This window comes from Streptomyces sp. NPDC005533, assembly GCF_042871845.1.
Lineage (GTDB): Bacteria > Actinomycetota > Actinomycetes > Streptomycetales > Streptomycetaceae > Streptomyces.
In genome coordinates, this window is sequence record NZ_JBIAJH010000016.1 from 1 (window position 1) to 14,459 (window position 14,459).

Here is a 14,459-nt window from a genome sequence, read left to right on the forward strand (position 1 = left end):
ATCGGCGGCGCCACTTTCCCACCGTTTCACGCGTCGTCCCCATCCGATCTGCGACCGCGGCGGTGGAAACGGGGAATCCGTCCTCACTCAACGCTTCACACGCAAGGACCAGGCGGGCCCGAAAGGCCATGTCCTGGGCCCCCTTCCGCCGCCGCACCCACCGCTCCAACTCGCCGCGTTCAGCATCAGTCAGGTTCAGCGGCGCAAGCTTCGGACCAGGACGAGTCATACAGGAACTGTAAGCCAACCACTGACTCAGCACACTAGGCCGTGTCTTTCGGATCAGGGTGCCCGCCATGATCCGAAAGACACGGCCTAGGGCGTGGGCGGCGCGGCGAGCCCAGACGGGCGCGGGGGCGGGGGCGGGGAGGGGCGCGGTGGCTGTCGTCATGACGGACATGCTGGCTCCGGACCCGGCGGCCGCACATCCTCCGCCACGGCGGGCCGCCTCCCCCGGCGGAGGGAGGGTGCGCCCCCTCGGGGAGGACCCGGCGCCGGGCAGGATCCCGAAGAGGCGGCCTAGGACGGCGCCTTCACGGTGTCCGGGGTTTCCAGGGATTCCAGGGCTTCCAGGTCGTCCCGGGACAGCCGCAGCGCACCCGCGGCGATGTTCTGCGCGAGGTGAGCCGGGTTGGACGTGCCAGGGATCGCCAGGACGTTCGGCGCGCGGTGGAGGGTCCAGGCCAGAAGGACCTGCGCGGGTGTCGCACCGTGCGCGCGGGCGACCCTGCGGAGCGCGTCGTGGTGGGAGCCGGCCGCCGGCGCCTCGCGCCGGCGGCCCGAGATCGCGAAGAACGGCACGAAGGCGATGCCCTGCCGCAGGCAGTCGTCGATCAGTCCGGTGTCGTCCGCGCGCCGCTCTTCCAGACCGTACGGGTTCTGCACGCAGACCACGGGCGCGATCGTCAGGGCCTCGGCGAGCTGTTCGGGGGTGACGCAGGACAGCCCCAGGTGCCGGATCAGCCCGGCCTTCCGCAGCTCGGCCAGCGCACCGAAGTGGTCCGCGACCGACACGATCCCGTTCACCCGCAGGTTGACGACGTCGAGGTGGTCCCGGCCGAGCTGACGCAGGTTCTCCTCGACCTGCCCGCGCAGCTGCTCGGGCCCGGCCATCCCCAGCCATTCGCCCGACGGGTCCCGCCACGGCCCGACCTTGGTGGCGATGACCGGACCGTCGGAGTACGGCGCCAACGCGCTGTTGATCAGCTCGTTCGCGGAACGCAGCGGCGAGAAGTAGAACGAGGCGGTGTCGATGTGGTTCACCCCGGACTCGACCGCGTTCCGCAGGATCCGCACGGCGACCTCCCGGTCGATCGCGGCGCCGTCGGAGTTGCCGCCCATCCCGTTTCCGGTCAGCCGCAGCGCCCCGAACCCGAGGCGGTTCACTTCCAGATCGCCGAGCCGCCACGTGCCCGCCGCCGCCGCTGAGACCGTCACCGATTCCACCCTGACCCGCTCCCCTGTTCGTCCTGCCTCCGGCGCCCGGCGGCCGTCGGCCCCCGGTTGCGCTTGAGGAGTATGGGGCGGTGATCACCAGGGCGAGAAGGCGTACGAGGTGGGCGAAAAGTCACACCTCGGACGGGAACCCGGCGCCTGCGCACGGCGGTTGGATCCGGTGTACGGACACGGCCTAGCTCTCCCTGCGCGGGACCACCGGCCACGCCCGCTCGACTGTCGCCTCGGGGTCCGAGGTGCGCCGGAGATAGCTCTGGAGCGACTCGGCCTGCTGGGCGGCCGCGCGGATCTGGAGGTCGTGGAGGTCCGCCAGCCCGATCGTGCCTATGGAGGCGTGCCTCGCGCCCACCCGGCGGGCCGCGCGCGCCGCCGCGAGGGCGTCGGCGGCCGCGTTGTGCGCGTCGTCGAGGGTCACTCCGTAGTGCTCGCAGAGGGCCTGCAGCGTCCGCCTGCCCTTCCGGTAGCGGTCCGCGTGCTTGTCGAGGACCAAGGGGTCGATGACGGGCGCGGGCCTGCCCCGCAGCCGGTCGGCCAGCGAAGCGATCCCGTGCCGGCGGCACTCCCGGTCGAGCAGCGACAGGTCGTAGCGTGCGTTCATCACCACCAGCGGGGTGCCGGAGCTCAGCCCGTCGGCGAGCGTCTGGGTGATCTCCGCGATCGCCGGGGCGGCCGGCACGCCCTCGGTGCGGGCGTGCTCGGTGGAGATGCCGTGGATCGCCGCCGCCTGCTCCGGGATGGCGACACCGGGATCGAGCAGCCAGGTGCTGGTCCGCGCGACCCGGCCGTCGGGCTCCATGGCCACGACGGCGGCGGTGACGATGCGGTCGGACTCGATGTCGGTCCCGGTCGTCTCCAGGTCGAAGGCCACCATCGGCCCGCTGATCCAGCTCATCGCAGGGACCCCCGCGATTCCCCCGGCTCCCCCGGTCCCGCGCAGGTCCGTTCCGGATCCCCCATGCCGTGCCCCTCCCCCGTACACCTTCGGTCAACGGCTTTCAGCCTGCCACGGGGCACTGACAAGCCCGACGACACCCCCCTCGGGCGGGGGTCACGACACGGGGCGGGAGTCCTCCCACATCGACTCGAACTCCTCCCGGTACGTCGTGAACAGCCCGTGGTCCGCGTCCTTCGGGACGCCGCGGCCGCCGCCCCGCAGGACCAGGACGGGCGATTCCATCCCGCGGGCCCGCCGCAGGTACGACTGGACGACGGCGATGCCCGAGGAGTTCCCCTCCACCAGGTAGGCGGTGAAGCGGGGGGTCTCGTCGAAGACGTGGATCTCGAAGCGCGAGGGGTCCCGCAGGCCCGCCCGGACCCGGCGGACGTGCAGGATGTTCATCTCCACCGAGCGGCTCAGCTCGCCCTTGCGCAGCCCCAGCTCCCGCTCGCGCCGCTTGACCGCGCTGCTCGCCGGGTTCAGGAACAGCAGCCGTACCCGGCAGCCGGCCTCCGTGAGCCGGACGAGTCTTCGGCCCGAGAAGTTCTGGACCAGCAGGTTGAGCCCTATGCCGATGGCGTCGAGCCGTCGCGCGCCGCCGAAGAGGTCCTCCGCGGGGAGCTGCCGCTGCAGGCGCACCCGGTCCGGGTGGACCGAGATGACGTCCGCGTAGCGGTCGCCCACCAGGTCCTCGACGGCGTCGATGGGCAGCCGGTCCGCGGAGGGGCTGCCGGCGCTGGCCCCGAGGACCTCCAGCAGGCGCGCCGAGGCCCGTTCCGCCTGCTCCAGTACGGGCCGTGACAGCGCCCGGTTGCGGGAGACGACGTTGCGGGTGACCTCCAGCTCGTCCAAGGCCAGCTCGATCTCGCGCCGGTCGTCGAAGTACGGCTCGAAGCACGGCCAGTGCTGGACCATCAGCTCCCGCAGCTGGGGCAGCGTCAGGAAGCTCAGCACGTTGTCGTCGGCCGAGTCGAGCAGGTAGCCCTTGCGCCGGCTGACCTCGCGGACGGCCACGGCCCGCTGCACCCACTCCTGCCCGGCGGGGCCGGCCGCCGCGACCACCCAGTCGTCCCCGCCGTGCACCGGCTCGTAGATCGGCCGGAGCACCGCCCCGACCACCGAGCGCAGCCGCTGTTCGATGAGATTCAGCCAGATGTACGCGCGGCCGGCGCGCTGCGCCCGGGTGCGGACCTCGCCCCAGGCCTCCGCGCTCCAGTCGAGCTCGGCGCCGGCGGATCCAGGACCCCCGGCGCTCCCGGCCTCCGCCGGTCCGCCCGCCAGGGAGACCGCTCCGGCCGCGATCCCCGTCGGTGCCCCACCGGGGCCACCTCCTGGGGCGTCCGCCGGGCCACCCTCGTGACTGCTGTCACCAGGGGGCAGCTCCAGACCTCCCGAGCTCACCCGTGCACCGCCTTCTGCGTCTGGACGCCCGTCTCCAGTGATCACGGAAGGGTACTCCGCGCGCGCGGCCCGGTGCAGCCCGATGGTCCCCCCACCGGTCGCCCGTTGACGCATTATCGGATGCGCAGACAGTCCGCTGAGCCGCCTATCAGCTCTGCGGGTCACCCGGTAGGACCCCTCCCAAGTCCGCGCGTGGACGCCGTCTTTCGGGGAAGATCGGAACAGTGACGTGGTCCACGCCGGATCAGCCGGGACATCCGACAACGCGGGAAGAGTCGTTATCTATGCAGGTCTGGCCGGGACAGGCGTATCCGCTCGGCGCCACTTACGACGGCGCCGGCACCAATTTCGCGGTCTACTCCGAGGCCGCCCGACGCATCGAGCTGTGCCTTCTCCACGACGACGGTTCGGAGTCCGCCGTGGAACTGCGCGAGACGGACGCCTTCGTCCGCCACGCGTACCTGCCCGGGGTCATGCCCGGTCAGCGCTACGGTTTCCGCGTCCACGGCCCGTACGAGCCCGAGCGCGGGCGGCGCTGCAACGCGGCGAAGCTGCTGCTGGACCCGTACGCGCGGGCCATCAGCGGCCAGGTGACGTGGGGCGAGGCGGTGTACGGCTACCACTTCGGCCGGCCCGACTCGCGCAACGACCTGGACTCCGCCCCGCACACCATGAGCTCGGTCGTGGTGAACCCGTACTTCGACTGGGCCAACGACCGGCCGCCGCGCCACGAGTACCACCACACCGTGCTGTACGAGGCGCACGTCAAGGGCCTGACGATGCGCCATCCGGACCTGCCCGAGGAGCTGCGCGGCACGTACGGGGCGCTCGCGCACCCGGCGGTCATCGGGCACCTCGCCAAGCTGGGCGTGACGGCGCTGGAGCTGATGCCGGTGCACCAGTTCGTCAACGACCACCGGCTGGTCAACGACGGGCTGAGCAACTACTGGGGCTACAACACGATCGGTTTCTTCGCCCCGCACAACGGCTACGCCTCGGGTGACCGCGGCCAGCAGGTGCTGGAGTTCAAGTCGGCGGTCCGGGCCCTGCACGAGGCGGGGATCGAGGTGATCCTCGACGTGGTCTACAACCACACGGCCGAGGGCAACCACCTGGGTCCGACGCTGTCCTTCCGGGGGCTCGACAACGCCTCGTACTACCGGCTGGCGGACGATCCGCGGCACTACACGGACACCACCGGCACGGGCAACTCGCTGCTGATGCGGTCCCCGCACGTGCTCCAGCTGATCATGGACTCGCTGCGCTACTGGGTCACCGAGATGCACGTGGACGGCTTCCGCTTCGACCTGGCGGCGACACTGGCCCGCCAGTTCCACGAGGTGGACCGGCTGTCCTCGTTCTTCGACCTGGTCCAGCAGGACCCGGTGGTCAGTCAGGTGAAGCTGATCGCGGAGCCCTGGGACCTGGGCGAGGGCGGCTACCAGGTGGGCAACTTCCCACCGCTGTGGACCGAGTGGAACGGCAAGTACCGGGACACCGTACGGGACCTCTGGCGCGGGCAGCCCCGCACGCTCGCGGAGTTCGCCGGGCGGCTGACCGGCTCCTCGGACCTGTACCAGGACGACGGGCGGCGTCCGCTGGCGTCGATCAACTTCACCACCTGCCACGACGGTTTCACCCTGAACGACCTGGTCTCGTACAACGAGAAGCACAACGAGGCCAACCGGGAGGGCAATCGGGACGGCGAGACCCACAACCGGTCGTGGAACTGCGGGGTCGAGGGGCCGACGGAGGATCCGGAGGTGCTGGAGCTGCGCGAGCGCCAGATGCGCAACTTCACGGCGACCCTGATGCTGTCCCAGGGGGTGCCCATGCTCAGCCACGGCGACGAGTTCGGCCGCAGCCAGGGCGGCAACAACAACGCGTACTGCCAGGACAACGAGCTGTCGTGGGTGCGCTGGCCGGAGCCGGGCAAACCGCCGCCGTCGCTGCTGGAGTTCACCCGGCGGATGGTGTGGCTGCGCCGGGACCACCCGGTCTTCCGGCGCCGCCGCTTCTTCCACGGTCGGCCGGTGGAGGGGACGCACGACGAGCTCTCCGACATCGCCTGGTTCACCCCGCACGGCGAGGTGATGCGGGCGCGCGACTGGCAGTCCCAGCACGCGCGGGCGCTGACCGTCTTCCTCAACGGGGAGGCGATCTCCGAGCCGGGTACCCGCGGGGAGCGGATCACCGACGACTCGTTCCTGCTGATGTTCAACTCCGGCCCGGAGCCGCAGGACTTCACGATTCCGGCGGGGCACGGCGCGCAGTGGCACCTGGTGGTGGACACGGCGCGGGCGGACGTGCTGCCACCCGGTGCCGGGCCGCAGTACGCGGCCGGCGACCGGGTGGCGCTGACGGGGCGGTCCCTGGTGGTGCTTCAGCGCCCGGCGTAGGCGGCGCCGTTCTCGCCGGCCACCGGCGAGGCGGTGCGCGGTCCGGGGACGAAGGCGGCGGTGTGCGTACGGGCGGCGGGCACCCGGGTGACGAGGGCGAGGGCCAGGCAGAGCGCGGCGGACCCGACGGCGACGGCGAAGGCCCCGGCGGGGCCGTACCGCTCGGCGAGGCGCCCGCAGACGACGAGCGCGGTGGCCTGCCCGGCCACCAGGCAGCTGGCGGCGAAGGCCATGGACGTGGAGAGGCGGGCCGGTTCCACGGCCCGCTCGGTGAGGGCGAAGGCGGTGATCAGGTGGGGCGCGTAGGCCGCCCCGAGGACGGTGACGACGGCGTACAGGGGCAACAGGCTGTCGGTGACCAGCAGCGGCGCCGAGAGCACCAGGGCCGCTCCGGTCGCCACCCGCCAGCGCAGCCGCAGTCCGAAGCGGGCGGGCAGCGCGCCGAGCGAGAGGCCGACGGCGGCGCTGACGACGCCCATCGCGGAGTAGACGACGGCGGCCTGGTCGGGGACGCCCAGCCGGATGGTCAGTGCGGTGATGCCGGCCTGGCAGGCGCCGAACATCGCGCCCTGGAGGGCGAGGGAGCCGCGTACGGCGTAGACCACGCCGGGCGGCCGGACCCGGTGTCCGGTACCGCGTCCGCGTGCGGGAGCCCCGGCCGTGACGGCGGCCGTCGGGTGCAGGGCGTAGACGGTGCCGAAGACGGCGACGAGGCCCGCCGCGCCGCCGAGGGCGACCGCCGGGTGCGCGAGGAGCGCGGCCATGCCGACCAGGGCGGGTCCGAAGACGAAGGAGACCTCGTCCAGGGTGCCTTCGAGCGCGTGGACGGCGCCCACGACGCTCTCGTCGGCGCCGGCCCGGTGGGCCAGGGCCACGGAGCGGGTCCGGGCGAGCGGGCCGATCAGTGGTACGGAGGCGCCGGTGAGTGCGCCGATCGCGGCGAGCGGCACGGTGGCCAGGTGGGTGAGGGCGCCCGCGACCAGGGCGGCGGTGGCCACCGCGTTGACGGCGGCGGCGGTCAGGACGACGGGCCGCTGCCCGTGCCGGTCGGCGAGCCAGCCGAGGACGGGTCCGCAGAGGACCTGGCCGAGGGAGAGGGCGCCTCCGACCACCCCGGCGGTGGCGAGGGAGCCGCTGGTCTGGGCGACCAGCAGGAAGCTGCCGAACTGGGACATCGCGACGGGCAGTCGGGCGAGGAAAGAGACGAGCGGGAGTAGGGGCCCGGTCAGGGCGATGACTTTTCGATAGGTGTTGACGGTTCCAACCACTTGATCGACATTAACCCGGCGCAGTCACTCGGATGCATTGGGTCATGGCACGGAATCCGGCAGGTTGGGTACGTACGTTCTCATGAGCCTGCCGAAACCGGTCACTGAATCGGAATCCGATGTTCCGACCCCTGTCACTCCGGCGTCGACCTACCGTCTCCAGCTGCGTCCGGAGTTCCCCTTCGCGGCGGCCGAGGCAGCCGTACCGTACCTCGCCTCGCTCGGCGTGTCGCACCTGCACCTCTCCCCCGTACTGGAGGCGGTGCCCGGCTCTACGCACGGGTACGACGTCACCGACCACTCCCGTGTACGGGCCGAGCTCGGCGGCGAGCCGGGCCTGCGCTCCCTGGCCCGGGCGGCCCGGGCGCACGGGCTCGGCCTGGTCCTCGACATCGTGCCCAACCACATGGCGGTGCCGACGCCGCTGCGACTGAACCAGCCCCTGTGGGAGGTGCTGCGGGACGGGCCGGACTCGCCGTACGCCCGCTGGTTCGACATCGACTGGGAGGCCGGGGGCGGGCAGGTGCTGCTGCCGGTGCTGGCCGAGCCGGCGGAGTCCTGCGAGCTGACGGCCGACGGCGGCGTACTGCGCTACGGCGAGCAGGAGTTCCCCCTGCGGGCCGGCACCGAGAAGCTGGCGCTGCCCGAGCTGCTCGCCGCGCAGTGGTACCGGCCCGCCTGGTGGCGGGAGGCCCGGACCTCCCTCAACTACCGCCGTTTCTTCACCATTTCGGATCTGATCGGGGTCCGCGTGGAGGACCCGGAGGTGTTCACCGCCACCCACGCGAAGGTGTTGGAGCTACTCCGGGACGGGGTCGCGCAGGGGCTGCGGATCGACCACGTGGACGGCCTGGCGGACCCGGAGGAGTACCTGCGGCGGCTGCGCGCGGCGGCCGGGGACGGCTGCTGGGTGGTCGTCGAGAAGATCCTCGCCCGCGACGAGCGGCTGTCACCCGCATGGCCGGTGGCGGGCACCACGGGGTACGACGCGCTGCACCGGGTGGACGGGGTGTTCACCGACCCGGCGGGGGCCGCGGAGCTGGCGGACCGGTACGTGCGCTCCACCGGGCTGCCGCCGTGGCCGGAGGCGGCGCGGGCGTGCGCACGGGAGGTGCTGACGGGGGACCTGGCCGCCGAACTGGGGGCGCTGGAGCGCCGCTCCGGTCCGGAACTGGCCGCCGCGGTGCGTGAGTTGCTGATCGCCTTTCCCGTCTACCGGCCCTATCCCGGCGATGCGGAGCTGCCGTCGCAGGCGCTGGAGCAGGCGGCCGCGGTGGCCGGTCCGGGCGCGGTGGCCGGCGTACGGGAACTGCTGCTGCGGGATGCGGCCTTCGCGGCCCGCTTCGCGCAGACCTCGGCGGCGCTGCGCGCCAAGTCCCTGGAGGACCGGGCCTTCTACCGGTACGCGGCCCTGCTGTCGGCGACCGAGGTCGGCGGGGAGCCGGGCGAACCGCCGGTTTCGGCCTCGGAGTTCCACGCCTACTGCGCCGTCCAGGCCCGGGAGTGGCCCGCGGCCGGGACGGTGCTGTCCACGCACGACACCAAGCGCAGCGCGGACGTCCGGGCCCGGATCGCCGCCCTGTCGCAGGCACCGGAACTGATGGGCCGGCCCGACGGCGCCGACCCCCACCTGGCCTGGACGGCCCGGCAGACCGCCCTCGGGCTCGGCCCGGTCCCCGACGCCGTGCCCCGGCTGTCCGAGGCGCTGCTCAAGGCGGTCCGCGAGGCCGCCCTGCGCACCAGCTGGACGGAGCCGGACGAGGACTACGAGGCGGAGGTGCCGGAATACGTACGGGCCCCCCTCGACCTCCCCGTGGAGCTGGCGGAGGCGGCCCGCGCCAACGTCCTCGGCATGACGCTGCTGCACCTGGCGATGCCGGGGGTCCCGGAGGTCTACCAGGGCGCCGAGACCGAGTACCGGGCCCTCGTCGACCCCGACAACCGGCGCCCGGCCCGCTTCCCCCACCGGGAGCTGGCGCGGCTGGACGCGGGGGCCGCCGCACAGGGCCCGGCGGAGGAGAAGCTGGCCCTGACGGCCACCCTGCTGCGGCTGCGCCGGGACCGCCCGGAGCTCTTCCGGGGCTACGCCCCCGTGCCGGCGCAGGGCCCGGCGGCCGACCATCTGGTGGCGTTCACCCGGTCCCCCGACCTGCTGGTGGCGGCCACCCGGCTGTCCCACCGGCTGGCCGCGTCCGGCGGCTGGCGCGGCACCCGGCTGCCCCTGCCGCCCGGCGCGTGGACCCCCGTCCTCCCACCGCACCCCGACCCGGACTCCGCCGTCCCGCACAGTGGTTCGGTCGACCTGACCGATCTCCTGGCCGGCCGCCCGGTGGGGGTCTGGCTCCGCCGGTGATCCGCCGCGGCCGCCGGCCGGGGAGCCTCCGGGCGCCCCGCCACCCGACGCTCTCGGAGGCGTCGGCGAGGCCTTCCTGTCCCCGGCGGGCCGCGGCCTGCACCAGCAGTAGGCCCGGGTAGAGATTTCGGCCCCGCCGGCGTTTGAGGCGATCTTTCGGCCTCGCCGGCGGGTGCGGCCCGGTGGGGTGGCGGCCGAGGCCTCCGGCAGCGGCGCCGCGGCCGGGCCCCGCGCGGGTACGGGCCCAGCCCGGCGGGCATGGCATCACTTGTGACTCTCCTCCGTGACATGCGCTACCCCACTCCGCACGAACTCGGGCTGGCCGCCCGTGCCCTGGCGGACGAACACCCCGGCGAGGTCCGGCTCCGCCAGGCCGGTACCTCCCGGGCCGGGCAGCCGCTCTGGGTCCTGTCCGTGGCGGCCGTCGGCCCGAGCACCCGCACCCGCAACGTCCTCGTGGTCGCCGGGGCGCACGCCAACGAACCCGTGGGCGGTGCCACCGCCCTCTCGCTCGCCCGGCGGGTCCTGCACGAGCCCGCGCCGCGGGCCGGCTGCGACTGGCACTTCCTGCTCTGCGCCGACCCGGACGGCGCGGACCTGCACCGCACCCCGCGCCCGTACTCGCTCCTGGACTACCACCGGAGCTTCTTCCGGCCGCCCGGCCCCGAACAGCCCGAGTGGGCCCCGTCTTTACTGCCCCCGGACCGGCTGCCGCCCGAGACCCTGGCCCTGACCGCGCTCATCGACGAACTGCGGCCCGTGCTCCAGGTCTCGCTGCACGCCACCGATCTCGGTGGCTCCTGGGTCCAGCTCACCCGGGACATACCCGGCCTCGCCGAGCCGTTCGCCAAATCGGCGGCCGAGCTGCACATCCCGGTGGAGAACGGGGCCTCGGACGCCGCCGGCTGGCCCTCGCCCGGACCCGGGATCTTCGTGATCCCGCAGCCGGGGAGCGAGGCCGCCGGGGCCTTCCACCCGGAGGACACACGGCTCAGCACCTGGTACCACGCCCACCGGTACGCCGGCACCACCGCGATCGTCGAAGTCCCCATGTGGGCCTCCGACCTGGTGGACGATCCGGCCCCGCACCCCGACCCGCGCGGCGCCCTGCGGATGCTCGCCGGGCGGCTCACGGCAGACGCCGCGCTCGTCGCCGGGGTACGGGCCCGGATCCGCCCGGGCCCGCCGCTGTACGGCGACGGGGCCACGGCCGCGCTGCTGCGCGCCGTGGACTGGACGCTCGCGCTGATCCCCCGGATCTCCGACGAGTGGACGGGCGACGGGGCTCCCACGGAGGCCACCGCGGCGTACATCGCCAGCATCGACGCCTTCGGGCGCAGGCTGTCGCTGCGCGCCGCCGCGATGCTGCTGCGGGTGCTGCGCGCGCAGGGGCATCCGGCGGCGCCGGGCCTGGACCGGCTGGTCACCGGGTGGTGCGAGGACTTCGCGGCCCGCTTCGGGGCCCGCTGGGTCCCGGTGGCCACCCAGGTGGAACACCAGTCCCGGACCGTCCTGGCCACGTACGAGCGCCTCCTGGCGGCGGGCCGGGACCGTTAGGCGGCGGGCTCCACGGGCTGCACGGACAGGGCGTACCGGCGCTTCGGGGAGCCGACGGCGCCGAGCCTGTCGTAGAAGCGGATCGCGCCCTCGTTCCAGTCGGGGGTCTGCCACTGGACCTGGTCGAGGCCGAGCTCGCGGGCCAGGTCCCGCACCCCGTCCACCAGGGCGGCGCCGAGGCCGTGGCCGCGGGCCTCCTGCGCGAGGTAGAGGCAGTCCATGTGCAGGTAGTGCCGGGCGTCCCAGAAGGCGAACTCGGCCGAACAGGCGGCGTATCCGGCGACCGCGCCGTCCGGGGTCTCGGCGAGCAGCACCCACAGCCGGGCGTCTTCGGCGAACAGCTGCGGGCCGAGCCGCTCGGCGAGGCCCGGCGGCCGCGGCGCGGACTTCTCGTACGCGATGTGCTCGTGCACGAGCTCGGTCAGACGGGGGAGGTCCCCGACGCGTGCACGGCGGATGACAGACGTGTGTTCCATGCCCGTCATCCTGCGCGGTGGCCGCCACTGGCGGACGGCCGGGTCCCGGTGGACGGCCGGGTCCCGGTGGACGGCCGGGTCCCGGTGGACGGGCCCTCACTGCACCCGCCGGGGTGGACGCGGGCCCCGAAACCGGGCCCGATCTCAGCCCGCCCAGAGCCGGAAGGTCATCTTCCCGAAGCTGACCTGGTCCCCGGCGCGGACCACCGCGGAGCCGGTCACCCGGTGCCCGTTGACCGAGGTCCCGTTGGTGGACCCGAGGTCCTTGAGCACCCACAGCCCGTCGCGCAGGCTCAGTTCCGCGTGCGCCCGCGACACGGTCTCGTGGCTGAGCCGCAGTCCGTTGCCCGGGTCGCGGCCGATCCGCAGGACCGCCGCGCTCGGATGCGGCAGCAGCAGCTTGGGCAGCTTCTCGGCGGCCCAGGCCTGCCGGACGCCGACGGACACCGCGGAGACCCGGCCGACCCAGCCGAACAGCCGACGCGTCCACGGGCTTTCGGCGGCCTCCCTTGCCTGGAGGTCGGCCGTGAGGACGGCGAGGTCCTCGGAGCGGCGGGCGACCAGGGCGAGTTCCATCCGGCGCAGGAAGGTGTCGTGGGACAGCTTGCCGAGGGCGGCGCCCTCTCTGAGCTGGCCCAGCGCCCGGTCGCGCTCGGCGTCGGACAGCCGCGGCGCGGGGAAGGCGGGGAACTCGAAACTCGACGTCACAGGGTGATTGTCGGCCCGTCGGGGCCGGAGTGTCCAGAACTCCCCCGCCACGCCCGGAATGATGGGCAGGATACGCATGCCGGCCACCACCGCTGACGAGGGGACCGTCCGTTGCACTTCGAGGTGTGGGCACCGCTGACAGGTCATGTCGCCATGCGACTCGACGAGGCCACGTACGCGATGGAGCGCGATCCCGAACGGTCCGGCTGGTGGACCGTGCAGGCACCGGCCGACGAGGGCAGCCGGTACGGGTTCCTGCTGGACGACGACCCGGTCCCGCGGCCCGATCCGCGCGGCCGGCGGCTGCCGGACGGCCCCGACGGCCTGTCCGCGGTGGTCGACTTCGAGGCACTGGCCCGGGCCGGGGACCCGCCGGTCCCGCCGCCGCACACCCGGCTCCAGGACGCGGTCCTGTACGAGCTGCACATCGGCACCTTCACGCCCGAGGGCACCTTCGACGCGGCCGCCGCCCGCCTCGGGCACCTCACCGCCCTCGGCGTCACGCACGTGGAGCTGATGCCGGTGTGCCCCTTCCCCGGCCGGCACGGCTGGGGCTACGACGGGGTCGCGCCCTGGGCGGTGCACGAGCCGTACGGCGGCCCGGCCGGCCTGACCCGTTTCGTGGCGGCGGCCCACGCCGCCGGGCTGGGCGTGGTGCTGGACGTGGTCCACAACCACCTCGGCCCCTCCGGCAACCACCTGCCCGCCTTCGGCCCGTACTTCACCGACACCCACCACACGCCCTGGGGGGCGGCGGTGAACCTGGACGCGCCCGGCTCCGACGAGGTGCGCGCGTACCTCGTGGGCAGCGCGCTGGCCTGGCTGCGGGACTACGGGATCGACGGGCTGCGGCTGGACGCCGTGCACGCGCTGGCCGACGGGCGGGCACTTACCTTCCTGGAGGAGCTCTCCGCGGCCGTCGACGGGCTGGCCGCGGAGACGGGCCGGCCGCTGTTCCTGATCGCCGAATCCGACCAGTGCGACCCGCGCACCACCACCCCGCGCACGGCCGGCGGACTGGGCCTGCACGCCCAGTGGAACGACGACTTCCATCACGCCCTGCACTGTGCGCTGACCGGTGAATCCCACGCGTACTACGGGGACTTCGCCGAGGCGCCGCTCGCCGCCCTCGCCAAGACCCTGACCCGGGCCTTCTTCCACGACGGGACCTGGTCCTCCTTCCGCGGCCGCACCCACGGCCGCCCGGTGGACCGCCGCCGGACGCCCGCGCACCGCTTCCTCGGCTACACCCAGACCCACGACCAGATCGGCAACCGGGCGCTGGGCGACCGGCTCTCCGCGTCCCTCTCCCCCGGGCTGCTGGCGTGCGCCGCGGCGGTGGCGCTGACCGGCCCGTTCGTGCCGATGCTGTTCATGGGCGAGGAGTGGGGGGCGCGCACTCCCTGGCAGTACTTCACGGACCACCCCGATCCGGAGCTGGCCGAGGCCGTACGGACCGGCAGGCGACGGGAGTTCGCGGCGCACGGCTGGAAGGCGACGGAGATCCCCGACCCGCAGGACCCGGCGACCCGCGACCGCTCCTGCCTGGACTGGTCGGAGCCCGAACAGGCCGTCCACGCGCGCCTGCTGGAGTGGTACCGCACCCTGGTCGCGCTCCGTCGCGGCCACCCGGACCTGCGCGACCCGGACCTGGCGGCGGTACGGGTCGCCCACGACGAGGAGCGGCGCTGGCTCACCTTCCGGCGGGGTGACGTACGGGTGGCCGTGAACCTCTCACCGGAGCCGGTGACGATCGCGCTGGGCCGCAACGGGGTGCGGGTGCTGGCGGCCTGGGAGCCCCTCGAACACCCGGGCCCCGACGGCCGGATCCACGTCCCGGGCGAATCGGCGGTCGTGCTGGGTCCGTGAGGCCGCGGTCGCCGCGACCCGCCGCGACCCGCCGTG

10 protein-coding genes and 1 pseudogene are annotated in these 14,459 nt (G+C 73.8%); 4 read left to right on the plus strand and 7 right to left on the minus strand.

Annotation, left to right across the window (positions count from 1 at the left end; all coding sequences use genetic code 11):
* The 4 genes and pseudogenes from ACFYP3_RS17990 to ACFYP3_RS18005 form a co-directional block, all read right to left on the minus strand.
* Positions 1-229: pseudogene (locus ACFYP3_RS17990) on the minus strand (IS630 family transposase); the annotation flags it as partial.
* Positions 230-519: 290 nt separating this feature from the next.
* Positions 520-1,446 (minus strand): oxidoreductase, encoded by a 927-nt coding sequence (locus tag ACFYP3_RS17995; RefSeq protein WP_388833048.1) that lies wholly within the window; start codon positions 1,444-1,446, stop codon positions 520-522.
* Between the two features lie 184 nt (positions 1,447-1,630).
* Complete coding sequence (locus tag ACFYP3_RS18000) at positions 1,631-2,347, minus strand: exonuclease domain-containing protein (protein WP_388833051.1); 717 nt, start codon at positions 2,345-2,347, stop codon at positions 1,631-1,633.
* A gap of 156 nt (positions 2,348-2,503) precedes the next feature.
* A complete protein-coding gene (locus ACFYP3_RS18005) occupies positions 2,504-3,793 on the minus strand; it encodes an SAV2148 family HEPN domain-containing protein (protein WP_388833054.1) in 1,290 nt (429 codons plus the stop codon).
* Positions 3,794-4,077: 284 nt separating this feature from the next.
* Here ACFYP3_RS18005 and glgX point away from each other — a divergent pair, with 284 nt between their 5' ends.
* Positions 4,078-6,192 carry a glycogen debranching protein GlgX gene (gene glgX, locus ACFYP3_RS18010; protein ID WP_388833056.1) on the plus strand — a complete coding sequence of 705 codons (2,115 nt, stop codon included), beginning with the start codon at positions 4,078-4,080 and terminating at the stop codon, positions 6,190-6,192.
* Here glgX and ACFYP3_RS18015 read toward each other — a convergent pair.
* Positions 6,177-7,460 carry an MFS transporter gene (locus tag ACFYP3_RS18015; RefSeq protein WP_388833059.1) on the minus strand — a complete coding sequence of 428 codons (1,284 nt, stop codon included), beginning with the start codon at positions 7,458-7,460 and terminating at the stop codon, positions 6,177-6,179. The genes glgX and ACFYP3_RS18015 overlap by 16 nt on opposite strands.
* Before the next feature lie 82 nt (positions 7,461-7,542).
* Between ACFYP3_RS18015 and treY the strand changes: the two genes are divergently transcribed.
* Together treY and ACFYP3_RS18025 are read left to right on the plus strand one after the other, a co-directional pair.
* Entirely contained in the window at positions 7,543-9,813 is a 2,271-nt protein-coding gene (gene treY, locus ACFYP3_RS18020; RefSeq protein ID WP_388833062.1) for a malto-oligosyltrehalose synthase, read from the plus strand.
* 270 nt (positions 9,814-10,083) lie between these two features.
* Positions 10,084-11,370 (plus strand): M14 family zinc carboxypeptidase, encoded by a 1,287-nt coding sequence (locus tag ACFYP3_RS18025; RefSeq protein WP_388833390.1) that lies wholly within the window; start codon positions 10,084-10,086, stop codon positions 11,368-11,370.
* On the opposite strand, the gene ACFYP3_RS18030 is transcribed toward ACFYP3_RS18025, so the two are convergent.
* Both ACFYP3_RS18030 and ACFYP3_RS18035 read right to left on the minus strand, forming a co-directional pair.
* Positions 11,367-11,846, minus strand: coding sequence for a GNAT family N-acetyltransferase (locus tag ACFYP3_RS18030; RefSeq protein WP_388833065.1), 480 nt, complete (start codon positions 11,844-11,846; stop codon positions 11,367-11,369). The genes ACFYP3_RS18025 and ACFYP3_RS18030 overlap by 4 nt on opposite strands.
* A gap of 144 nt (positions 11,847-11,990) precedes the next feature.
* Positions 11,991-12,554 (minus strand): FHA domain-containing protein, encoded by a 564-nt coding sequence (locus ACFYP3_RS18035; RefSeq protein WP_388833068.1) that lies wholly within the window; start codon positions 12,552-12,554, stop codon positions 11,991-11,993.
* 111 nt (positions 12,555-12,665) lie between these two features.
* Here ACFYP3_RS18035 and treZ point away from each other — a divergent pair, with 111 nt between their 5' ends.
* The gene (treZ, locus tag ACFYP3_RS18040; protein WP_388833071.1) at positions 12,666-14,423 is read left to right on the plus strand and encodes a malto-oligosyltrehalose trehalohydrolase; all 1,758 of its coding nucleotides are present in this window, start codon (positions 12,666-12,668) and stop codon (positions 14,421-14,423) included.
* Positions 14,424-14,459: the final 36 nt, after the last annotated feature.